The 21,740-nt window shown below is 57.2% G+C and carries 22 protein-coding genes and 1 pseudogene; 6 read left to right on the plus strand and 17 right to left on the minus strand.

Features of this window, described 5'->3' with window-relative positions:
• Positions 1–18: 18 nt before the first annotated feature.
• The 7 genes from AC2FIR_RS20890 to pobA are packed head-to-tail and all read right to left on the minus strand — an operon-like array spanning position 19 to position 5,603.
• The gene (locus AC2FIR_RS20890) at positions 19–1,077 is read right to left on the minus strand and encodes a 3-carboxy-cis,cis-muconate cycloisomerase (RefSeq protein ID WP_496747359.1); all 1,059 of its coding nucleotides are present in this window, start codon (positions 1,075–1,077) and stop codon (positions 19–21) included.
• Positions 1,074–1,859 carry a 3-oxoadipate enol-lactonase gene (pcaD, locus tag AC2FIR_RS20895; protein WP_496747361.1) on the minus strand — a complete coding sequence of 262 codons (786 nt, stop codon included), beginning with the start codon at positions 1,857–1,859 and terminating at the stop codon, positions 1,074–1,076. The genes AC2FIR_RS20890 and pcaD overlap by 4 nt, the downstream gene beginning before the upstream one ends.
• On the minus strand, positions 1,859–2,710 hold the full coding sequence (locus AC2FIR_RS20900) for a 3-oxoadipate:acetyl-CoA acetyltransferase (RefSeq protein ID WP_496747363.1): 852 nt from the start codon (positions 2,708–2,710) through the stop codon (positions 1,859–1,861). Before AC2FIR_RS20900 ends, pcaD begins: the two co-directional genes overlap by 1 nt.
• Positions 2,703–3,302: a protocatechuate 3,4-dioxygenase subunit alpha gene (gene pcaG / locus AC2FIR_RS20905; RefSeq protein ID WP_496747365.1), complete on the minus strand. Its 600-nt coding sequence runs from the start codon at positions 3,300–3,302 to the stop codon at positions 2,703–2,705. Before pcaG ends, AC2FIR_RS20900 begins: the two co-directional genes overlap by 8 nt.
• Positions 3,303–3,304: 2 nt before the next feature.
• A complete protein-coding gene (pcaH, locus tag AC2FIR_RS20910) occupies positions 3,305–4,030 on the minus strand; it encodes a protocatechuate 3,4-dioxygenase subunit beta (RefSeq protein ID WP_496747367.1) in 726 nt (241 codons plus the stop codon).
• Positions 4,027–4,410, minus strand: a complete 384-nt coding sequence (gene pcaC / locus AC2FIR_RS20915) for a 4-carboxymuconolactone decarboxylase (RefSeq protein ID WP_170617270.1) — start codon at positions 4,408–4,410, stop codon at positions 4,027–4,029. The genes pcaH and pcaC overlap by 4 nt, the downstream gene beginning before the upstream one ends.
• A 23-nt stretch (positions 4,411–4,433) precedes the next feature.
• Positions 4,434–5,603: a 4-hydroxybenzoate 3-monooxygenase gene (pobA, locus tag AC2FIR_RS20920; protein WP_480908810.1), complete on the minus strand. Its 1,170-nt coding sequence runs from the start codon at positions 5,601–5,603 to the stop codon at positions 4,434–4,436.
• A 93-nt stretch (positions 5,604–5,696) separates the two neighbouring features.
• Between pobA and pcaQ the strand changes: the two genes are divergently transcribed.
• Positions 5,697–6,614 carry a pca operon transcription factor PcaQ gene (gene pcaQ / locus AC2FIR_RS20925; protein ID WP_496747368.1) on the plus strand — a complete coding sequence of 306 codons (918 nt, stop codon included), beginning with the start codon at positions 5,697–5,699 and terminating at the stop codon, positions 6,612–6,614.
• Positions 6,615–6,663: 49 nt separating this feature from the next.
• Here the strand turns inward: pcaQ and AC2FIR_RS20930 are convergent, their stop codons facing one another.
• Genes AC2FIR_RS20930 through AC2FIR_RS20945 form a run of 4 tightly spaced genes read right to left on the minus strand, consistent with a single transcriptional unit; the run spans position 6,664 to position 9,669 of the window.
• Positions 6,664–7,008 (minus strand): antibiotic biosynthesis monooxygenase family protein, encoded by a 345-nt coding sequence (locus AC2FIR_RS20930; protein ID WP_170617276.1) that lies wholly within the window; start codon positions 7,006–7,008, stop codon positions 6,664–6,666.
• Positions 7,005–7,745, minus strand: coding sequence for a YggS family pyridoxal phosphate-dependent enzyme (locus tag AC2FIR_RS20935; RefSeq protein WP_496747370.1), 741 nt, complete (start codon positions 7,743–7,745; stop codon positions 7,005–7,007). Before AC2FIR_RS20935 ends, AC2FIR_RS20930 begins: the two co-directional genes overlap by 4 nt.
• Entirely contained in the window at positions 7,742–8,926 is a 1,185-nt protein-coding gene (locus AC2FIR_RS20940; protein WP_496747372.1) for an MFS transporter, read from the minus strand. Before AC2FIR_RS20940 ends, AC2FIR_RS20935 begins: the two co-directional genes overlap by 4 nt.
• Complete coding sequence (locus AC2FIR_RS20945) at positions 8,923–9,669, minus strand: GNAT family N-acetyltransferase (protein ID WP_496763027.1); 747 nt, start codon at positions 9,667–9,669, stop codon at positions 8,923–8,925. The genes AC2FIR_RS20940 and AC2FIR_RS20945 overlap by 4 nt, the downstream gene beginning before the upstream one ends.
• Positions 9,670–9,763: 94 nt before the next feature.
• Between AC2FIR_RS20945 and AC2FIR_RS20950 the strand changes: the two are divergent.
• From AC2FIR_RS20950 to AC2FIR_RS20960, 3 genes and pseudogenes are all read left to right on the plus strand, one after another.
• Positions 9,764–9,946: pseudogene (locus tag AC2FIR_RS20950) on the plus strand (GntR family transcriptional regulator); the annotation flags it as partial.
• A gap of 170 nt (positions 9,947–10,116) precedes the next feature.
• Positions 10,117–11,178: a MocR-like pyridoxine biosynthesis transcription factor PdxR gene (gene pdxR / locus AC2FIR_RS20955; protein ID WP_496763029.1), complete on the plus strand. Its 1,062-nt coding sequence runs from the start codon at positions 10,117–10,119 to the stop codon at positions 11,176–11,178.
• Positions 11,179–11,459: 281 nt separating this feature from the next.
• Positions 11,460–13,001 (plus strand): phospholipase D family protein, encoded by a 1,542-nt coding sequence (locus AC2FIR_RS20960; protein WP_496763032.1) that lies wholly within the window; start codon positions 11,460–11,462, stop codon positions 12,999–13,001.
• 293 nt (positions 13,002–13,294) lie between these two features.
• Here the strand turns inward: AC2FIR_RS20960 and AC2FIR_RS20965 are convergent, their stop codons facing one another.
• Positions 13,295–14,245 carry an aminotransferase class IV gene (locus AC2FIR_RS20965; protein WP_496747382.1) on the minus strand — a complete coding sequence of 317 codons (951 nt, stop codon included), beginning with the start codon at positions 14,243–14,245 and terminating at the stop codon, positions 13,295–13,297.
• Positions 14,246–14,318: 73 nt separating this feature from the next.
• A complete protein-coding gene (locus AC2FIR_RS20970; RefSeq protein WP_496747384.1) occupies positions 14,319–15,308 on the minus strand; it encodes a TAXI family TRAP transporter solute-binding subunit in 990 nt (329 codons plus the stop codon).
• Between the two features lie 322 nt (positions 15,309–15,630).
• Between AC2FIR_RS20970 and AC2FIR_RS20975 the strand changes: the two genes are divergently transcribed.
• Entirely contained in the window at positions 15,631–16,311 is a 681-nt protein-coding gene (locus tag AC2FIR_RS20975; protein WP_496747386.1) for a GntR family transcriptional regulator, read from the plus strand.
• Positions 16,312–16,538: 227 nt separating this feature from the next.
• Here AC2FIR_RS20975 and speB read toward each other — a convergent pair whose 3' ends face one another.
• The 4 genes from speB to AC2FIR_RS20995 form a co-directional block, all read right to left on the minus strand.
• The gene (speB, locus tag AC2FIR_RS20980) at positions 16,539–17,504 is read right to left on the minus strand and encodes an agmatinase (protein ID WP_170617292.1); all 966 of its coding nucleotides are present in this window, start codon (positions 17,502–17,504) and stop codon (positions 16,539–16,541) included.
• Between the two features lie 22 nt (positions 17,505–17,526).
• Complete coding sequence (locus AC2FIR_RS20985; RefSeq protein WP_496747388.1) at positions 17,527–18,807, minus strand: TRAP transporter large permease; 1,281 nt, start codon at positions 18,805–18,807, stop codon at positions 17,527–17,529.
• Positions 18,804–19,409: a TRAP transporter small permease gene (locus tag AC2FIR_RS20990; protein ID WP_496747390.1), complete on the minus strand. Its 606-nt coding sequence runs from the start codon at positions 19,407–19,409 to the stop codon at positions 18,804–18,806. The genes AC2FIR_RS20985 and AC2FIR_RS20990 overlap by 4 nt, the downstream gene beginning before the upstream one ends.
• 68 nt (positions 19,410–19,477) lie before the next feature.
• Positions 19,478–20,488 carry a TRAP transporter substrate-binding protein gene (locus AC2FIR_RS20995; protein ID WP_496763035.1) on the minus strand — a complete coding sequence of 337 codons (1,011 nt, stop codon included), beginning with the start codon at positions 20,486–20,488 and terminating at the stop codon, positions 19,478–19,480.
• Positions 20,489–20,623: 135 nt separating this feature from the next.
• Between AC2FIR_RS20995 and AC2FIR_RS21000 the strand changes: the two genes are divergently transcribed.
• Positions 20,624–21,520, plus strand: coding sequence for a LysR family transcriptional regulator (locus AC2FIR_RS21000; protein ID WP_170817385.1), 897 nt, complete (start codon positions 20,624–20,626; stop codon positions 21,518–21,520).
• Positions 21,521–21,740 lie beyond the last annotated feature (220 nt).

Raw genomic sequence — 21,740 nt, forward strand, 5'->3', positions numbered from 1 at the left:
GCGATGTCTGCCTCGCGCCTATTCCCGCACCCCCATTGAAACAATTTGCGCGCAAAGGGCATTTGCTGCCGAAAGCGATCTGGCCGTGCACCTGGCCATGTTTGGCAACAACATCCATTCCAGCGACCAGGCGCTTCCTGAACGTTCCTGTTCATGCACAAGCGCCTGATGCATCCCCGATACTTGCGTGGCATTGAAGCGCGCCAGCGTCACCAGCAATTCGGCAAGAATTGGGTTCTGTTTATGCGGCATGGCTGATGACCCACCGCCGCCCGAAAGCTTGATTTCGTCGACACCTTGCTGCGCCATCAAGCAGATGTCTTGCCCCATTTTCCCAATCGAACCGGAAATCAGCGACAACAGATTTGCATAATCGGTGACGGTTGCGCGATCTGAATGCCAGTTGCGGCTGGGTGGGCGCAGCGACAACGCTTCGGCAACAAAGGCTGCCAGGTCGGGATGCTTTTCGCCAATGGCCTGTCCATCTCCGACTGCCCCGCCCCATTGCAGGCGCTCGACACTCTTGCGCATCTGTTCGATGCTATCGCCGTGCTCGATCAACGGCGCTTGCCAGTTCTCGATCCGGTGCCCGACCGAAATCGGCAATGCCGCCTGCATCCGTGTGCGGCCCATCATCTTGTTGCTGCCGAACCGGCGGCCCAGATTACCCAATCGCTCGGTCAGGGTCGACAGGCGATCCGCGATCAGATCTGAGTTTTCGCGCATTGTCATTGCCAGCGCTGTATCCATCACATCCTGTGAGGTTGTGCCGGTATGGATCGCACCGTCCAATTGCCCGGCCTCGGCCTTCAGACCACGCACAAATGCGAGAATTGGCATCCCGTCTTTTAAGGTTCCGGCCTGCAAATCCCGAAGGTCCGGATTGGCGCGCTCAATCAACTCGGCGGCGGCCCGGGCCTGGTCCTCCGGCACGACGCCAATGGCGCCAAGCCCGCGGGAATAGGCGGCTTCGAAGGCAAGCATATGGGCCAGCGTGCGTTCAGCTGACCAGATCACCTCGGCTTCCTGATCGCCAAAGAGGCCCGACAACCAAGGGTGATCGAACACGTCACTCATGCCACACGACCCAATAGTGCCCGGATCTGACCCGCGACAAATCCCGGCGCTTCGACGCATGGCAAATGCCCGACATCCGGCAAAATATGCCGCTCTGCGCCTTTTATGAGATCGGCCAAAGCCTCTACAAGTTCGGGCGGCGTTGCCTGATCTTCACGCCCACCGATACAGGTGGTGGGTACTCTGATCTGGCTGGTTGTTTCGGCAAGGTCCGCATCCCGAATGGCCTCGCAGGTCGCGATATAACCTTCGGCAGGTATGCGTGTCAGCATGTTCCGGTAACCGGCCACGGCATCGGGGTGCTCGGCTCGGAAACGGTTGGAAAACCAACGTTCCATTACCGTGTCGGCGATGGCATCGATACCGGATTCACGCACAGCCTGAATGCGCGTATTCCAAACCTCGTCATCCCCAATTTTCGTGCCGGTATTGCTCAGGATAAGCCCGCCGACAAGATCGGGGCGTCGGTGGGCAATGCGCTGAGCGATCAGTCCACCGACCGAAACACCGCACAGAATTGCAAGGCGCCAACCCAACATGTCCATCAGATCGGCAACATCTTCGGCCAGCGTATCAATTGAAGTTGCGGCGCAATCCGACAGGCCATGCCCGCGCTTGTCCCAAAGAAGGCATTCTGTTTTGCCCAGACCTGCCACGACTTCCCGCCAGATGCGATAATCCGTTCCCAAAGAGTTCAGAAAGACAACAGGCACTCTGCCGACACCGTGGTTTGCCACTTCGCAGTGCAAGATTACGTCACGGGGTCTGGCGAAGCTCGGCATCAGGCGGCGACCTCTCGCAACCCAAGGATTGCGCGCGCCTGCGCGACAGTCGCGACAGGGCGTGCGTGCGTTTCGCAGATTTCGACAGCTCGACGAACCAACGCTGCATTCGAGGGGGCAAGCGTGGTTCTATTCAGGCGCACATTGTCTTCAAGCCCCGTTCGAACATGCCCGCCAGAAACAACGGACCACTCGTTCAGCACGATCTGATTTGCCCCGACGCCCGCCGCACACCATGGCACATCCCCCCAAAGGCGGCGCACTGTGTGCACGTAGAAATCAAAAACCTCACGATCAACGGGCATCGCGTTTTTCACGCCCATGACAAACTGGACATAGGGCACATCCTTGATCTGACCTGCCTTATGCATTTTGGCCGCCTGAAAGATATGAGACAGGTCGAACGCCTCGATCTCCGGCCTGACATCGTATTTCACCATCTCGCTGGCCAGCCATTCGACAAGATCAGGCGGGTTTTCGTAAACGCGGGTCGGAAAGTTATTCGATCCGACGGACAAGGACGCCATGTCCGGCCGCAACGGCAGCATGCCACCACGGGCGGAGCCCGCCCCGGACCGCCCGCCCGTCGAAAGCTGCACGATCATGCCGGGACAGTGGGTTTCGATCCCTTCTTTCAACGCGGCAAAAAGATCGGGGTCCGAAGTAGGTTTGCCTTCCTCATCGCGCACATGGCAATGGGCGATGGCAGCACCGGCCTCAAAAGCCTCATGTGTGCTTTCAACCTGTTCCGACACGCTGATCGGAACAGCCGGGTTGTCCGCCTTGGTCGGAACCGAGCCGGTGATTGCCACGCAAATAATACACGGGTTTTGTTTTGTTTCGTCAGACATCGAAGAACACCGTTTCATTTTCCCCCTGCAAGCGAATGTCGAACCGATAGCCGTCCGGGGTTCTTTCGGCTATCAGGGTTTGCCGCCGGTCAACCTGTTCGATCAGATTCAGAACCGGATCAACCGAATTGGCGGCTTCTTCTTCCGGGAAATAGAGCCGCGTGTTCAGCCCAACATTTATTCCGCGCGCCACTAACCACAGGCTGATGTGCGGAGCCATTGGCCTGCCGTCTCGATACGGAACACAGCCGGGTTTGACTGTTTCAACGATCCACTCTCCGGATTCAAAATCGGGTATGATACGGCCCCATCCACGAAAACCGGGCTCGACCTCTCCCTGCCCGGGGTAAATCCCCTTTGCATTGGCTTGCCAGACTTCGATCAGAACATCCTTGACCGGCGCGCCGGTGCCATCCAGCACCCTGCCCCGAATGGTGATCCGCTCACCTTCGGCCTGCGCGCCGACAACGTCCCGGCCCAATTCCTGCCGGTAGATGTCAAACCCTGCGTCCCCCGGGGCCAGGCCAATGTGAACGTAGGGTCCGGCTGTCTGCGATGGGGTTTCTTTCAGATAGTCGAGCTTCTGAACCATGATCAATTCCCGTCCGGTCGGTTTTCGAAATAGGTCGATCGATGACCGCGCAGCACGATGTCGAACTTGTAGGCGATACTGTCCAGTGGAACCGTCGCGTTCAGATCCAGCGCGGCGACAAGTTGATCGATCGCGTTTTGATCCGGAATCGTGTTCACGATCGGACATTTGGCAATCAGGGGGTCGCCTTCGAAATATAGCTGTGTGATCAGCCGCTGCGCAAAGGCTGGGCCGAACACCGAAACATGAATATGCGCCGGCCGCCAGCTGTTGACCCAGTTGCGCCACGGATAGGCCCCTGGCTTGATCGTTCTGAACGTGTAACAGCCATTCTCGTCCGTCAGCGTACGGCCACACCCTCCGAAATTGGGATCAATCGCTGCCAGATAGGTGTCTTTCTTGTGGCGATACCGGCCCCCTGCATTGGCCTGCCAGATTTCCACCAGGGTATTCGGAACGGGCCGTGCGTTTTCGTCCAGAACCCGGCCATGGAGGATGATACGCTCGCCGATCGGATCGCCTGTCTTGGCGTGATTTCGGATCAGGTCATTATCCAGCGGGTCCAGATCACCATGGCCGAATGTCGGTCCCGTAGCCTCGCTCAGCGAAGGTTCCAGCGACAACAGGGCATTTCTGGGCGAGCGCGACACACTCGTCTTGTAATTCGGGGAAAAGGCAGGCGGGTGCCATTCGCGGTCCCGCTGGTACAGGTCCATCGGCCTGGTCATTTCACCTCACCCTCCATTTCGGCAAATGTCTGTTTTGCCAGCTTCACGGCCTGGTTCGCGCATGCAACGCCTGCGTAAACCGCCGCATGCATGAAAGCTTGCATGATGTCTTCCCTCGAGGCACCTGTATTTCTGCACGCCTTCACATGCATCGGGATCTCCTCGAAGTTCCGCGTGGCCGCCAAAAGGGCAAGCGTGATCATCGAACGTTCGCGCGGTGTGATCGCATCGTTGGCCCAAAGGGTGCCCCACGCCGTTTCAGTTATCATTTCCTGGAACGGCGCATCAAAGGCGGATTTCTGTGCCTCCGCCCGGTCCACATGCACATCACCAAGCACCCGGCGCCGGACTGACATTCCCGTGGTATAGCGATCCGTCATCGTTATCTCCTTGGCTATGCCCATCAATATGGCAAACCGACGTAGTTTTCAGCCATCGCCTTTTGGGCCGCCGTGTTTGTCCGCAGAAAGTCGATCTCGGCCTGCTGCATCTTAAGGTCAAATTCGGACTGATCCGGAAACCGGTGCAGCAGCGATGAAAACCACCAGCTGAAGCGTTCAGCTTTCCAGATGCGGGCCAGCGCATTTTGCGAATAACTGTCGATTCCCCGGGTGCAGCCGTTTTCGTAGAAGTCCCTGAGGGCGTTGTACAAGTAGTGTACGTCCGAAGACGCGGTGTTCAGCCCCTTCGCTCCGGTCGGCGGCACGATATGCGCGGCATCGCCACAAAGAAACAGCCGCCCCCAGCGCATCGGTTCCGTCACGAACGAGCGTAGCGGCGCAATCGATTTCTCGATCGACGGTCCCGTCACCAAAGCATCGGCGAATTCGCGCGGGATACGACGCTTGAGCTCGGCCCAGAAAGACGCGTCAGACCAATCTTCGGGTTTGTCGGACAACGAACACTGAATGTAATAGCGGCTAAGAGACTCGTTGCGCATGGAGCACAGCGCAAAACCACGGCTCGATGAAGAATAAATCAGTTCTTCGTGGACAGGGGGCGTCTCAGATAAAACGCCAAGCCAACCGAATGGATAGACTTTTTCGTATTCGCGGCGCACATCCAAAGGAATGGTCTGGCGACTGACGCCGTGGAACCCGTCGCAGCCAGCCACGAAATCGGTATCCACACGCTGCTCCTTACCGTCGACCGTGAATGTTACAAACGGCGTGTCGGTGTCGGCATCATGGATCGTGACATCTTCCACGTTGAAAACAATCCTGCCGCCTGCGGCTTCGCGGGCAGCGTATAAATCGCGCGTCACTTCCGTCTGGCCATAGATGACGACAGGCGTGTCGGTGTGTTCGCGAAAATCGACGCGAAAGCACTCGTCATCATAAGCAATCAGCGTGCCGTCATGTTCGAAACCTTCGGCATGAAGGCGGTCGGCGACACCGGCCTCTTCCATCAGGCCGACAAATCCCTTTTCCAATACTCCTGCGCGGATGCGGCCGAGGACATATTCCTTGGTCTTTCTCTCCAAAACGATGCTGTCTATGCCGTGGACATGCAGAAGCTGCGACAAAAGCAAGCCTGACGGTCCGCCACCGATGACCACGACTTGTGTGCGCATCTGTCCCCTCCTCCAACTTCGACCAGATTGCACTACGGTTTCCGTTATGTAAAATGACGTTATGTCCCATTTAGTTTCCAAAAATGGAAAGTGATGATCGATCGCAGGCTAAAAGTCAGGCACATCGAAGCCTTCGTTGAAATCGTGCGGCGACAAAGCATGAAACTTGCGGCCGAGAACCTGAATCTCAGTCAGCCTGCAATCTCGAAAACCCTGAAAGAGCTGGAGGACATCACCGGCACCACCCTTCTGGAGCGCAACAGGGGTGGCATTACACTGACCGTGGCCGGGGACGTGTTCTTGCGACACGCAACAAGTGGAATGACAGCCTTGGACATGGCGATGAACAGCGTCGCCGCGATCCGCAAGGGAGATGCCGGTTCGATTTCCATTGGCGCCCTGCCCAGCGTTGCCGCCCGGTTACTGCCGCATGCGCTCGAGATCTTTTCCCAGCTTTCGCCCGACACCATTCCCCGGGTCGAGGACGGCCCCCATGGATATTTGATCGATCGCTTGCACGCGGGGCAGTTGGAGCTTGTCATCGGTCGGCTGGGAAAACCAACGACGATGAAGGATATCTCGTTCACTCAAATGTATATCGAACGCGTCGCAATCGTTTGTGCGCCCGATCACCCATTGGTCCATGCCCAGAACCTGAGCGAGTTGTCAGACTATCCCGTTATCTATCCGCCGGATGACTCGGCGATCCGACCGCTGGTCGACCGGATGATGATCGCCAACGGTCTGAGCAGTTTTCCAAGAATGATCGAATCCGTCTCCGCAGCGTTCGGGCGGCAGGTTGCGCTTGCCGGCGGTGCCGTATGGATCATTTCAACGGGCGTGGTCGCCGCAGACATCCAAAGCGGACGGCTAAAGGCGCTACCGATCGATACAAGTCTGACTGCGGGGCCAATTGGCATAATGGCCCGGGCGGACAGTGAAATGTCCGCATTGGCAAGTCTGTTCCGGCAAGCATCTGTTCGCGCTGTGAGCAATCTGAACCTTGCTTAGTCATCAGGCAATTCCAGATGCGGATCGACGGCAGCGAGGCACCCAACCTTCAACTGTGCGTTTCCCGGCTGTCCTTCGGGGCCTGTTCCCGGTCGTTCATTCCGTAGTCCCGGATCACACCGGCAACGCGCAGGCGATAACCTTCGAAAATTCCGTCTCGGCCCATGGCCTGTCCGGCCCGGTGACGCGGCAGATTGCGCCAAGCTTCAACAGCCTTCTCATCCCTAAAGAATGAAAGCGACAGCAGTTTTCCGGGATTGGTCAGGCTTTGAAAGCGTTCGACGGATATGAACCCATCCACCTGCTCCAGCAGCGGCTTCAGGTCTGCGGCAACGTCCAGATAGTCCTGTTTTCGCCCGTCGGCGATTTCAACCTCGAAGATGACTGCAATCATGCCAGATACTCCCATTCTTTTTCGGGCCAAAAGGTTCCCGGCGGCAGGTTTCGTTTTCCGAAAACGTCAGTCCCGATGCGAAGCATGGTTGATCCTTCCTGAATAGCAATTTCAAGATCCGTGCTCATACCCATCGACAGGTGGCGCAGGTCCACGTCGTCTATATCTTCGGATGTGATCTTGTCCCGCAACAGGCGCAAGTCGCGCAGACTATCGCGGGACAGAACCGGGTGCGGGGCCAGCAAACCAACCGTCATCAAGCCCCGTACCCGCAGGTTGGGTAGTGCAGCCACGGCACGGGCGAATGGTATGGCGTCGGCTGGATCCATGCCGAACTTGCTGGCCTCGCCCGATGTGTTGAATTGCAGGAAAACATCTAACTCCCGCTCTCGAACCTCGCACAGGCGATTCAGCTTTTCGGCGATCGACAACCGGTCGACGGATTGCACGCAGGTGACATGTTCCAATGCCTTGCCCGCCTTGTTCGATTGCAGGTGTCCTATCAGGTGCCGTTCTATCCTGTGCCCGGCCAGAGCCGGTGATTTCTCGACAAGTTCCTGCACGCGGTTCTCGCCGGTCAGGAAGGAGCCGTGCGCCATGGCTTCAAGGATCCGTGTTGTCGGTTGCGTCTTGGTCGCCAGCAGCAGCGTCACCTCCGCCGAGTTTCGGTTGCAGGCGATACAAGCGCGGGTGATCCGGGCTTGCACCGCCGCAAGGTTCTCGGCAATCCGGGTCATGTGCTGACCGGAACAGCCCTGCGTTGCTGCGCGCCGCGTAATGCCGCCATGGTTGCCTCGATCCCGGCCAGGGCGGCCACCAGGATCAGAAGTGCAAAGCTGCCCAATTCGACGATCATCCATCCCGCCACCAGCGGGAAGCCGAAGATGCCAATGAAGTAGGAAAGAGCAAAAAACTGAAGTGTCTGGGGCAAAAGGTCCTGGTCGGCATCATTGGCTGCCATCGCTGCCAGGATTGGATAGCTTACTCCGTAACCGATGCCGAACAGGAAGGCGACGACCAGATACATCGGGACATTGCCGCCGATCCCGATGAACAGCACAACGGACCCGAACATCACGTATTGCAGGGTGGCGATCGTCATGTAGGGATTGCGCCCGCCTTTGAACCGCGCCAGCACCACCCGGAACAGCACGACAGTGACTGTGTAGACAAGGAAATAATCGGCGTAATCCAGTCCACGCTCATCCGCAAAGACAGTCTGAAAGTTGTTCATCCCGGCAAAGACCGACGCGCCAAGGCAGACCATGATCACCGGTAGTCGCGCACGCGAGCGCATGATAGCGGCGACGCCGGCCAGCGAGAGGGAGGAGCGCAGCTCGGGGCCGGAGCCCTCGGAATGCGCGCGAACAGGCTTGATGAGGGCAAAGAAGATAGCGCCGGCCAAAGCGCACAGCGCGGCCGTGACAAAGAACGCGGTGTTCACCGTCATGCCGGCTTTTTCCATCATCGACGCCATAACCGGCGACAAGCCGAACCCGGCCATCAAGGCCACAGACAGAATCGCAAAATAGCGAACCCGTTCAGCGGTCGTGACCAATCGGGTAAGAACGATGGGCGACAGCGCGTAGGTAAGTCCCCAGCCAAAACCGATCGCGGTGCTGGCAAAGATCAGAAGCGCCCCGACACCTTCGGCGAGGCCATAGGCTGTCAGCGCGGCCGCGATGGACAGACAGGCTACGCCAAGCGTGCGCAGGCGCCCGAACCTGTCTGACAGATGCCCGGCATAATAGACAGTGATCAGCGTGGCGATGGTGGTAACGAACAACATTATGCCCACCACTTTCTCATTGGCCCCAAAGGTTTCGAACAGGCGCGGCAACATGAACGTGAGGCCATAGGCACCCGCCTGAAGGAAACTGGCGGTGTAAAACAGGGCGAACATGGTCAGTCGGTTCATGCGACGTCCTCCGTTTTGTAGAAACTGGCGCGTTCCAGCGCGATCAGGTCCGAGAGCTTCTGGTACTGCCAGCCGTCTTCATCGAAGTTTTCCGGTGCCAGCCACGTCTGGAAACCACGCTGGACGGGTTCCCATTCCCGATCCAAAAGCGCATACCAAGCGGTGTCACGGTTGCGGCCCTTGTAAGTGGCTGCCTGTTGGAACACACCTTCGAACCGAAAACCAAAACGCTCTGCCGCTGCCCGAGAGGGTGCGTTCAGAGCGTCGCATTTCCATTCCAGGCGGCGATAGCCGAGTTCGGTCATGGCGCGGCGCATCATCAGGTATATCGCCTCGGTCGCAACCCGTGTGCGTTGCAAGCCGGGTGCGAAAGTGATGCCGCCGATCTCGATCACGCCATGTTCGGGCTGGATGCGCATAATGCTGGCAATCCCCGACGCCTTGCCGGTTTCCTGATCGACCACAGCAAAATAGGGTTGCGCGTCAACGCCGCCGGCGCCTTCAGTCCAAGCCCTGAGACTCGAGGCGGTGTTGAACGGCCCAATGAAGTTGTAGGTCCAGATTTTTCCTGAACGATCCCGGCTGAACGCCTCGAACAGTTCTTTTGTGTGCGTCAACGGATCCAGAGAGATCAAGCGCGCATAGCGCCCGGCCATTCCCTTGTGTCCGGGGTGCTGGGCACCTGCCCAGTTGGGCAAGGCCATGCCGATCAGCTGGCCGTGTTCATTTCTACGCACTGTCATGGCGGCGTCCTCAAGGTGCTTTTGGTCGGGAATGGATTGTCATGATTTTGGACGTTCATTAATGTCCAAAATCGACAAAAATGAGCATACCAATATGAAGCAAACACCCTGGCTTGCCTTTTCCATCGACCGGTCCGCGAAAACACCGGTCTTCGAACAAATCTGTGCCGCTATCCGGGACCGCGCCATTTCCGGCGATCTGGCCGAGGGTTCGAAACTACCGCCAACCCGCGTGTTTGCCACTGAACTTGGGGTGTCGCGTTCGACCATCGTGACAGCCTATGAACAACTGGTTGCCGAAGGCTATCTGAACAGCCTGCAAGGGTCGGGCTACACTATTTGTGCCTTGGGTGAAGTTGAGTTGACGAAACAGGTAAGCCGCACAGGGACCCGATCCGCCGATAAACAATCAAAACTCCGATCCCTTTCGAGGCCAGCTATCCGGACATGCGATTGTTCCCGCACCGGCAGTGGGCCAAGGCGGTTGCCCGCGTCTGCCGAACAAAACCCGAGGCCATGCTGGTCGGGAGTTCCGGTTTTGGAAATAGCGATCTGCGCGAAGCCATCGCCGCACATGTATCAGAGTGGCGTGGGATCGATGCCTCGCCGCATCAGATCATCGTGACCGCCGGCTCAATCGATGCAATCGAGATTTGTTTGCGCAGTCTTGTTGGCAAAGGCGAGATCGTCGGCCTGGAAAACCCGGGCTATCTGCCCGTTCGCCAGCTTGCCGACGCCCAGGGGCTTGCGCCAACCTATCTGGATGTGGATGAAAGTGGTGCCCGTTTGCCCGAACAGGGCACCCTGCCAAAGCTTGCCGTGTTGACGCCGTCTCATCAATACCCGCTTGGTGGGGCCATGTCGCCAAGCCGTCGGCTGGATTTCCTGGCATGGGCGCAAAGAAATGACGCGTGGGTTCTCGAAGACGACTACGACAGTGAATTCCGGTATGCGGGCCGTCCGATCCCTGCCATGGCGGGATTTGATAGTCTGAACCGAGCAATCTATGTCGGCAGTTTCTCCAAGGTATTCTCTAATTCATTGCGGTTGGGATATGTCATCGTCCCCGAAGTCCTGATTGACCGTTTCCGAACAACGTTGAGGCGCTTCGGGCTGAAAGCAAGCTATATGCCCCAACAGGCGCTGGCCGAGTTCATGAAGTCAGGGGAATTTTACCGACACTTGCGCCGGGTGCGTCGGATATACGATGACCGGCGGAAATATCTTCTGGAACGGCTCAGGTACGATTTCTCGGATTATGGGCACTTCATCAACCACCAGGCGGGTATGCAGGTCGTGTTGCACCTCAACGATGGCTTCGAAGATACCGAAATTTCCATGCGCGCATCAGAGATGGGCGTCACAGCGCAGCCGCTATCACGGTTCTCAGTCAAAGGTTCGGCCCACAATGGCCTGATCCTTGGCTTTTGCGGGTATTCCGAGGAAGAAATGGATTCGGCATTGGCCGCGTTAAAAACCTGTTTCATGAGGCGCAATGCCCGCCGGTGATCGTCCGTTCGCCCTGCAAAGCCTCAAGTGCGACCCGCGCCGTAATACGAGTGAATGATCCTGTTCCTTCGATGCGCTGATCCTCACTTCTTAGATCAGCAGACAGAGATCCGTACCCTTCCTCAGAGTCCGGAACTCCGCGCGATGGTCTGCTTCCGCCCAAAGGCTGTCACAGCATGTCGCTAAACCACTTGCTTCGATCTATTCTCTTGAAAATCCGAGTTCCAATGGGTCAATCTTGGCAACAAGGCCAATCCGGCGCACACAACAAGGGACCCTGAATGCGGCTGATCAGGATTTGTTTGATTGCAGTGGCGGTGATCGCAATCGCCGTAGTCGGGTTAAGACTGGCGTTTCCGCTTCCTGAAGAGAACTTCTCTGAGCGAACGCTGAAGCAAGATGCGGACTGGACCGGACCCTTGGGGGAGACGATCAAAAACGCTCTCGAACGGAATCCCGGGCGGGACGGAATTCGGCCTTTGGGCAATGGGCGCGTGGCTTTCGCGGCCCGGGCCATCCTCGCGAGAGAGGCGGTTTCCTCAATCGATGCTCAGTACTACATCTGGCAAGATGACGTCACGGGCCTGATGCTGCTGGATGAGCTTAGGTCGGCGGCCGAGCGCGGCGTGCGGGTCAGATTGCTGGTCGACGATAACGGCATATCCGGAATGGACAGTTATCTTGCCGAACTCGATGCCCTACCGACCGCAAATGTGCGTATTTTCAATCCGTTCACGCTGAGAAACCCCAAACTCCTGTCATATGCTTTTGACTTCGGCCGCCTGAATCGACGCATGCACAACAAATCAATGACAGTGGACGGTGTGGCAACGATTGTCGGGGGCCGCAATGTCGGCGACATATACTTCGATTACGGCGCTGGAACCCACTACCTGGACGTGGACGCGATAGCCATTGGTCCGATCGTGGACGAGGTTTCGCAATCCTTCGACTCATACTGGAACAGCGGTTCATCCTACGACGCCGACCTCTTTCTTGGGCCTCCGGCGGAACAAAGCCTTCAATCCACGGCCGACGCTGCGCGACAGACTGCCGTTGGCGCGGGCTATCAAAAGGCAATCCAGGAAAATGCGCTGACCGACCAAATAGCCGCACATGATCTGAAGTTCGAATGGAGCGAAGTCACCCTTTTTGCTGACGACCCGGCAAAAGGCCTTGGCGAAGTCAAAGGCGAAGACCTGATCGTGGAACGGCTGATCGAATTCGCGCAAGGCTCTGAAACCTCGCTGGACCTTGTTTCGGCGTATTTTATTCCCGGTGAAAGAGGGGCTGACATTCTGGAAGGGTTGGCGAAGTCCGGCGTTAAGGTCCGCGTTCTGACCAACTCGCTGGACGCCACGGACGTCATGCCGGTTCACGCGGCCTATATGCAATACAGGGATGGCCTCCTGAACAGCGGTGTCGAGTTGCTGGAACTTCGGGCGTTACGGCAGGAACATCGCGACCGAAGCCTGCCCGAGATACTGGCCGGGTCAGCATCGGGTTTACACGCGAAGGTCTTTGGGTCCGATGGAAAGCGGGTGTTTATCGGTTCCTATAACCTTGACCCCAGATCTGCACGTCTCAATACCGAAATGGGATTGCTAGTCGAAAGCCCCGCTATTGCGGCATCGCTTGCCGATCAACTGAACAGGCCCGAATTCGCGTACCGTGTTGAACTGGCCGACAACGGTGAGGTGATCTGGCTGCAAGAAGAAAAAGACGGGACAGTCACCGTTCACACGACGGAACCGGAAACCAGCAGCTTCCAGCGCGCTTTGACGGCGGTTGTAAGGTGGCTACCGGTCGAATGGATGCTCTAGTTACCCTACTTTGAACAGTCAGGTGTTTACGAGCCGTCGTTGCTTACGATAACCGGACTGATGGTTCTGATCCCATAGGCATGTTCGACGCCGCTCTGGTCAAAGATGCGGACAACGCCAAGTTGCTGTTGGAAGAACATGCCTCTCTCACTCTGGCGGCCATGTGGGCGGGCAATGTCCGCTGTGATTTTGCAGGTTCCCCTTCCTCAGCATCTCGCATTTTGGAAGGCAGTGCGCACATAGCAGACCGAAAAAAGCAACAGTTTGGCCAGGTCGCGCTCAATGCTCTCTGCTTAGTCGGGGCAACCGCTTTGATGGTGGACATTTCGCTGAACAAGCTGCTTGTAGAGCTCTCGGATGCGACGTGTCATTGGACCGGCACCTTCATGTTCACCGATCTTTTTCCCGTCAATTGACGCGACGGGTGTCTGGGCGCCGAAAGTACCTGTCAGGAATGCCTCGTCGGCACCATAGGCTTCGTAGAGCGAGTAGTTCTTTTCGAACACAGGGATGTCGTTAGCATAGCACAGGTCGATGACCTTTTGGCGCGTCACCCCGTTCATGCAGTAGTCTCCGGTGGATGTCCAAACCTCGCCACGGCGCACGATGAAAAAGTTGCATGCGTTCGTGGTGTTCACAAAGCCATGAGGGTCCAGCATCAGGGCTTCGTCGGCACCCGCCTGCTCGGCCTGCAGACATGCTATGACGCAGTTCAGTTTCGAGTGGCTGTTATATTTAGCGTCCTGGCTCATCGGCAGGCCCCGCACCTGAGGCACGGTGGCCAGCCGGATGCCCTGGCTCATCAGGCTGTCCACCGGCTTCGAGTGCTCAACGATTGCAACTACCGTTGGCCCGGACCGTGACAACCCGGGATGCTGAAACGGCTTGTCCTTTGGCCCCCGAGTCACCATGAACCGGCAATGCGCGTCCGTTTTCATACCGTTGGCCTTGGCGGTGTCGTTCAGCGCTTGAAGGACCTCGGCCTTGGTCATGCCAACATCAATCGAGACGGCCTTGCAGCTGTTAAAAAACCGATCCATGTGTTCGTCAAAAAACGCCCATACACCGTCATAAAGCCGCAGCCCCTCCCACATTCCATCACCCAGCATGAAGCCGGAATCGTAGACGGAAACCATGGCTTCGCTGCGCGGTACGATCCTGCCGTTGAGAAAGATCTTGATGTCACGATTGCGCAGATCTTCCTGCGCGTCATGGGTGGAATGGCTCAGGGATTGCTCGCTCATAATTTCGCTCGTAGCTGGACGCTGGGTTTAAGAGGTGCGGAGGCGGCGATGGCCGCCGCCCCGGTAAAGGTGGTTAGTTTAACAACCCGACTTCGCGGAAATAGCGCTCTGCACCGGGGTGCATCGGTGCGGACAGTCCGTTTACGACCATCTCCTCTTTCTTGAGGTTGGCAAAGGCCGGGTGAAACGACTTGAAGGCATCAAAGTTGTCAAAGACCGCCTTGACCATCACGTAGACGGTTTCTTCCGGCACGTCCGAGGATGTCACGAAGGTGGACGGAAGACCGAAGGACGGAACGTCTCCATCTACGCCGCGGTACAGACCACCCGGAATGGTGACGTTACCGTAATAGGGTTTGCTCTCGACCAGAGCCTGCACGGCATCGCCTTCAACCGGAATGATATTGATGTCGCAGGTTGTGGCAGCTTCCAGAACGTTGGCTACCGGGTTCCCAGCGACCATCAGAAACGCCTCGATTGTATTGTCGCACACCGCTGCGGATTGTTCTGCGGACTTCAATTCGGTCACCAGCCCGAAGTGATCCATGTCCCAACCCAACGCGTCTACCAGAACCTCTGCCGTCCCTCGCGTACCAGAGCCGGGATTGCCCAGGTTGATGGTCCGACCGCCAAGATCGTCCAGCGACTCGATCCCCGTATCCTTGCGCGCGGCGATGATGACCGTATCCGGATGCAGAGAAAACAGGCTGCGAAGCTCAGAATCCGGACCATCTTCTTCGAATAAGCTGGTTCCGTTCAGGGCGTGGAACTGCCAGTCCGATTGCACAATGCCCATCTCCAGTTCACCTTCACGCATCGTGCGCAGATTGTAGACCGAACCGCCGGTGCTCTCGACCGAGCAGCGAATGCCGTGCTCTTTCCGTCCCTGATTGACCAGCCGGCAGATACCGCCGCCAACGGCGTAATAGATGCCGGTAACACCGCCCGTGCCGATGGTCAGGAACTCTTCGGCTTTTGCGGGAGCGCCCGACAGCAGCGCGGCGGCGCCAATCACCGCGAGCCCCGAGTTCATTTTCCGTTTGAGAACGCCGGTCGACAACATGAATTTCTCCCTTTTCACCTGTTGCGTCATCCCGGTTCCGGACCGGATGAACTGTTCTTGCCGATGGGGTGGGCAATCGCAGCCAGGTTTCGCGCTTTTCGAATCCCCACCCGGCACGACACTACAGCAGGATTTTCATATTGTCGACAATTTGTGTTATTGTCGACAATTATGCATATTTGAACTAACTCAAGTTTCCAAACACCGCAGCCAGCCATCGAACCGGAATAGAAAGTTCAGCTTCGGTCATTTTTCTGGCTATCCTGGCTTAAAGAAGTAATCTCGCCTTCCACCCATCGGGTGTTCCACCAACGGGATCGAAATGACACGGCAAGCATCCTCACCAGAGAAATCCGGCGACACGCTGAAAGACAGAACATTGGAGCGTCTCCAGAAACTGATCCTGACCGGCAATCTGGATCCGGGCGCAAAGCTGCTTGAAACACAAGTTGCCGCCCAATTGGACGTAAGCCGCGCAACGCTTCGCGAGGCCATGGTCCAATTGAGCGAGATCGGGCTTCTGGTCTATCTGCCTTTCCGCGGAACGTTCCTGCGTACATTGGATCCGGTTGATCTGGATGAAATCTATTCGTTTCGCACCGGGCTCGAGAAGATGGCCTTCCAGTTCTGCTGGGACAAGCGCGATCTGATCAGCCTCGCCGACCTGCAGATGCGAAACAACAAGCTATGCGATTGCATCTCGAACAATGATCCATACGGCGCGATCATGGCCGAAATGCATCTTCATTCTTGGTGCTACGAGCTGTCGGGGCATACCCTGCTGTTGCAAAGCTGGGAACGTCTGAAACCCAACCTGCAGTTCTACTTTGCCATGCATCAAAAGGCGCATGGGCGTGGCGGCCCGCTCCATGAGTCCCACGACAAGTATATTCAGCTAGCCAACGGGGACAGCTTTGATGACATGCTGGATCACCTTGAAGACCACATGCAACAAGGCCTGGAAAATACGATGAAGTTTCTTGATGAACGAAACGTTTCGTAAGTCAGGTCATAGCTTTTCCGGACATTGAACAAACACTGCACACCCTTTGGGGTCGCACATCTTGAGAATCGCGCCACTTCCCGAACCGATCGTCCAAGGATGCAAAGGGGCCCTGGTTCAAGCCTCGCAACCGTCAATGCATTATGGGAACGGTCCAAACCGGCACGCGACGTTTGTTGTCAGCGCGCCGGCGTGTCACGGCATCGGAGAACGCCATGGGAGGGAGCCTATTTCCTGTTGTGGAAAATGAATCCGATGAAGTTCAGCAACAATTGGGCCGCCAGGATTTGTGTGCTTTCCGAGGGGTCATAAGCAGGCGCGACCTCGACCAGATCGATGCCGACCACGTCGCCGCGTTTGCTGAGGCCCTGCAGGATTTCCAGCACGTCATAATACTGAAACCCGCCATGGCTGGGTGTTCCTGTACCCGGCGCAATCGACGGGCAGAAAGCGTCGATATCGATCGTGACATAGTACCGGCTGCCTTCCGGGATGCGATCCAGAACGCCTTCGACGCCCAGCTTGCGAACCTGCCGCACCGACAGGATGTCCGATCCGCGCGCCCGCGCATCGTCATAACCTTCTTTCGCGGTCGAGGACACGTTACGGATGCCCAGTTGGGTCATGCCCGAGACATAGTCCTTTTCGATGGCGCGGCGCATCGGGTTGCCATGGCCAACGGTGACACCGTGCCGTTCGTCGACGAAATCCAGATGCGCATCGATCTGGATCACGTGGATCGGTCCGTTTTTGGCGCAGTCGTCCTTATATGCATTGATGCAGGGAATATTGACCGAATGGTCGCCGCCGATGGTGACAGGGATCGCGCCGGCATCGAGGATTTTCCTGACGCCGTATTCGATGTTGGCGTGGCTCTCCTCGGTCTTGGTGTGGATGATGTCGGCGTCCCCCAGATCGACGATGCGAACGTCGCTGCCCAGATAGGTGGCGTCATCCTCGTGATCATAAGCTCCCGCGTGACCAAAGCTGAACAGGGTCGATGCCTCGCGCACCGAGCGTGGCCCGAACCGTGCGCCCGAGCGGAACTGACAGCCGAAATCGAATGGCGCGCCAAGGATCGCCACATCCGCGTCAATCTCGTCCCAGTTCTCGACATAAGGTTTCTTGCCAAAGGTCGAGATGCCGACAAAAGGCAGATTCAGGCGACCAGCTTCATAACCATGTCCCGACATGATTTTCTCCGTTTCTTATGGTTTAGCGATAGGCCAGTTCCGGCAGGAACAGGGCGATTTGAGGGAAGGTTATCAGCAAGCCCGCCACGATCAAAAGGATGATCAGGAACGGGGGTACTCCGCGTACCACCTCGACAAAGGGGCGGCGGAAGACCGCGATGGCAGTGAACAGGTTGCAGCCGAAGGGTGGCGTGGCCGCGCCGATGGCAACCTGAAGCGTGATCAGAACACCGACCAATACCGGGTCGAGGCCGCTGGATTTGATCATCGGCGCAAATATCGGAACCAGAATCAGGATCACTACGATCGAGTCCACGAACATGCAGCCGACGAAGAAGGCCACGTTGATTGCCAGCAACACCATCAGCGGGCTGGCGCTTTCCAGACCCAGTGCGGCGATGATTGTCTGTGGCACCTGGGCAAAACTCAGCGTCCAACTAAATGCCGCGCCTGCCGCAATCAGGATGAAAACGACCGAAGTGATGGCACCGGTGGACAACGCAATATCGAACAGATCACCCACCTTGATCGAGCGGAAGATCACAACCTCCAGCACGACCGCATAGAGCACACAGATCGCCGCCGCCTCGGTCGGAGAGAAGACACCGCCATAAATACCGCCCACGATGATCGCTGGGAAACCCATCGGCCATAGCGCTTTGCGCAGGGCGGTAAAACGCTGCGCCCAGCCCTCGCGCGGCAGCACGGGGATGTCACGACGATAGGCGTAGACCATGCAATAGGCCGAGAACAGCGCCACGATCAGCAGCCCCGGCAGGATACCCGCGATGAACAGTTGCGAGATCGAAGTGCCTGACACGACGCCATAGATGATCATGCCGATCGACGGCGGGATCAGATAGGCAAGGTCGGCGGCGTTCACGATCAGACCGATCGAGAAACTGTCGCGGTAGCCCGATTTCAGCATCCGGGGGCGCATCGCGCCGCCGATGGCCACCACGGTCGCCTGGGTCGAGCCGCAAACCGCGCCGAACAGTGCGCAGGCCGAGGTGACGGAGATCGCCAATCCGCCCTTGATATGGCCCATGAAGCTCATGACAAGGTCGATCAGCCGGTTGGCAGAGTGACCACGTGTGATGATGTCAGCGGCCAGAATGAACATCGGCACCGCTATCAGCGCAGCCGGTTTCACACCCCCGATCATCTGTTGGATCAGGATCTGCATGTTCATGTCCGGGAAGTAGACAAGGAACCCCAGCACCGCCGCCGAGATCAGCGGCATTTTCATCGGGAAGCCTGCCAGCAGCAGGACGATCATGACGACCAGCATCAACTCGGTCATTTGCCTGCCTCCTTGGAATCTTCGAATTTCTTGATGGCCGCCGCAGTCTCGGGATCTTCGTAGCTGTCGATCTCGAGGTACGAGACGTAGACCTCTTCCTCGGCGAAATTCAGGTTGCGGATCGCGGTCAACAGGTATTGGAACGAGGCCAGCGCAAGTCCGATCACCACCCAGACGTAAGTCAGGTACAGCGGCAGCTGCAGCGCCGGGGTTATCCGCCCGCGCGAGGCGACTTTCTGAACATATTCAAGCGCGTACCAGGCCAAAACCGCCATGACGGCTGCGGTGGTGGCGGCAATCACCACCATCAAAGCCTTGCGCAGTTTGATCGGCAGAGCGTCATAGATCGCCGACATGCGGATGTGGATACCCTTGCGGGTGGCATAACCCAGTCCCATGAAGGTGACGATGACGATCAGGAACTCGTTCAGTTCTTCAGAGAAATAGATGGACTGGTTGAACACATAGCGACCAAAAACATTGGCAATTGTGTTCACGGCCATCAGGATGATCCCCCAGCCCAGGATGCAGACTTCGACCCGTCCGATGACGGTGTCGATCTTTCCCAGAAAGCCGAAGGGAGTGGCAGTGCCGCTTTGCATGATGTCCTCCCTTTGAGTGCCCTCACGCGCGGGGCGCGTGAGGAAGTTTTGTGTGAGTGGTGGGGAGGTCAGTTACCCGCAAGCTCCGCCTGCAGTGCGTCAAGCAACTCCTGACCGCGGGAACCGACGGTATCGACATAGGCCGCCGAAGTGTCGGTGCTGCGTGCACGGAACACGTCACGCTCTTCTTCGGTCAGAACAATCAGACCGATGTCGGGCTTGGCTTCCTTGATGATGTCCAGGCGCTGCTGGTTAAAGTCAGCAACGACACCGTCGATGAAACCGGTCATGTCCGCCATGGTGTCCCGCACCAGTTGCTGGCGGTCCGGACTGAGGGTTTCAAACCAGTCCGAACCGGCCACGACGGTGGTGACGAGCTCCTGCTCACCGGCCCAGATCAGGTGGCTGGTGACTTCATAGAACTTCATCTCTTCGATGGTCGGGATCGGGTTGACCTGACCATCAACAGCACCCAGTTGCAGCGCCCCGAACACTTCACCAAACGGCAGCGGCGTCGGGCTTGCACCCATGTTCTTGTAGGTTTCCAGAAGGATCGGCGACACCATCACGCGCATCTTGAAGTTGTCGAAGTCTTCAGGTGTGCGGATCTCGCGGTTGGTGGTCCAGACCTGCGGGCCTTCGGAATACATCGTCAGAACTTCCAGACCGCGCTGGCGGAAATCATCATTCATCGGGCCGTATATGGTTTCCGAGCTGCTCAGGATGTTCGAGATTGCAGCCGGGTCGGACGGCAGCAGGTAGGGCAGCAGGAACACCTGGCTTTCCGGCACAACAGTGCCCAGGTTGCCGATCGAGACATTGGTGAATTGGATGATGCCATCGGCGGCCTGCTCGACTGTTTCGGTCGGCGTGCCCAGCGCGCCCATAGGATAGACGGTCACGTCACCATTCGTCGCGGTTTCGATGCGGGATTTGAACTCCTGCGCATAGGCATCCATGATCGAGCCCGGAATTTCCTCGATGGCGAATTTCCAGTCTTCCGCCAGCACACCAATGGGCGCCAGCACGAGCAGCGCGGCGGTCGCAGTTGTTCTTAGGGTACTCAGAGTAAAAGCCACGCGAATATCCTCCCGTTTCGCTTAGTCAGTTGCTTCTGAGGGAGATCACATCACGGTTCCTTTCATTAAAAAATATCATATTGTAAATGTTGACATAAGGATTCTTCATGTAATGACCTCAGTGAGGGCTGATCGTTGAAACTGCTGAGAAATACACTTCTGGAGACTTTTGTTGCCGTGGTCGATTGCGGTGGATTCACCGATGCGCAATATGCGCTGGGTATCACCCAATCAGCCATCAGCATCCGAATCCGCGACCTCGAAGCTGCGCTTGGTTACCGGGTCTGCGAACGGGGGCGCGGCGGTTTCTGGCTGACGGAACGCGGCGAGATTGCTTACAAAAAGGCCAAAGACATATTGCGGAGCGCGCGTGATTTTGATGCCGAACTGCTGGGGCTTCGAAACACGATAGCCGGCGATTTGAGGATCGGCGTCGTGGACGCTGTCAACTCGTTGGCCGAGCTGAACCTGGCAGAAGCCCTCAAGCGATTTCTGGATCGGCCAAACGAGGTGCAGCTGGAAGTCGTCGTTGCCTCACCAACAGAATTGACGCAACGGTTGCTGACCGGGGAACTGCATGTGGCAATTGCGCCCTTTCGCAATCAGGTTGCCGAACTGACCTATAATGAACTGTGTCAGGAAGAACATCGGCTCTACTGCGGACGCGACCATCCGTTGTTCGGTCTGCCCGACAACAAAATCGATTTCGACGTCATCTCGCAACATCAGATTTGCCAGCGGTCCTACGGAATGCTGGTATCGCCAGAACTGCAATCCCAGGAATCCAAAGCGGTCGTGGCGAATATGGAGGCGATGGCGACATTGATTGAAACCGGCCATTTTCTGGGGCCGCTGCCTGTTCACTTTGTGGAAGGCCTTGGGCAAAACGGCCGTCTGAGAGAACTTGCGCCTGAAAGACTGCACTGGACCTCGACATTCTACCTCGCAACGCGATCTTCCAGCCTGCACAGACAGGCAGTCGAACTTTTTGTGGCGGACGTGCTCCGGTCATGCGAGGCGGTTGAAACCTAAATGCACTGGCCGTGTAGCTAGTATTTGGGCTCACCTGCCCCAATAAATGCCGGCACCTGCCGGCTCCAGGACAACGCCTGAGACGTTGAATTTTCAGGCCGGTTGCACCCGGCACATCCGGGCTACATTGCGAAATTCGCCTGAATGAACTAGTGACGCGCCATCTGTAGACATGGTGGATAGCTTAATGAAGATTCTGATCACGGGGGGCGCGGGTTTT

The organism is Ruegeria sp. CDSB136 (assembly GCF_059610965.1).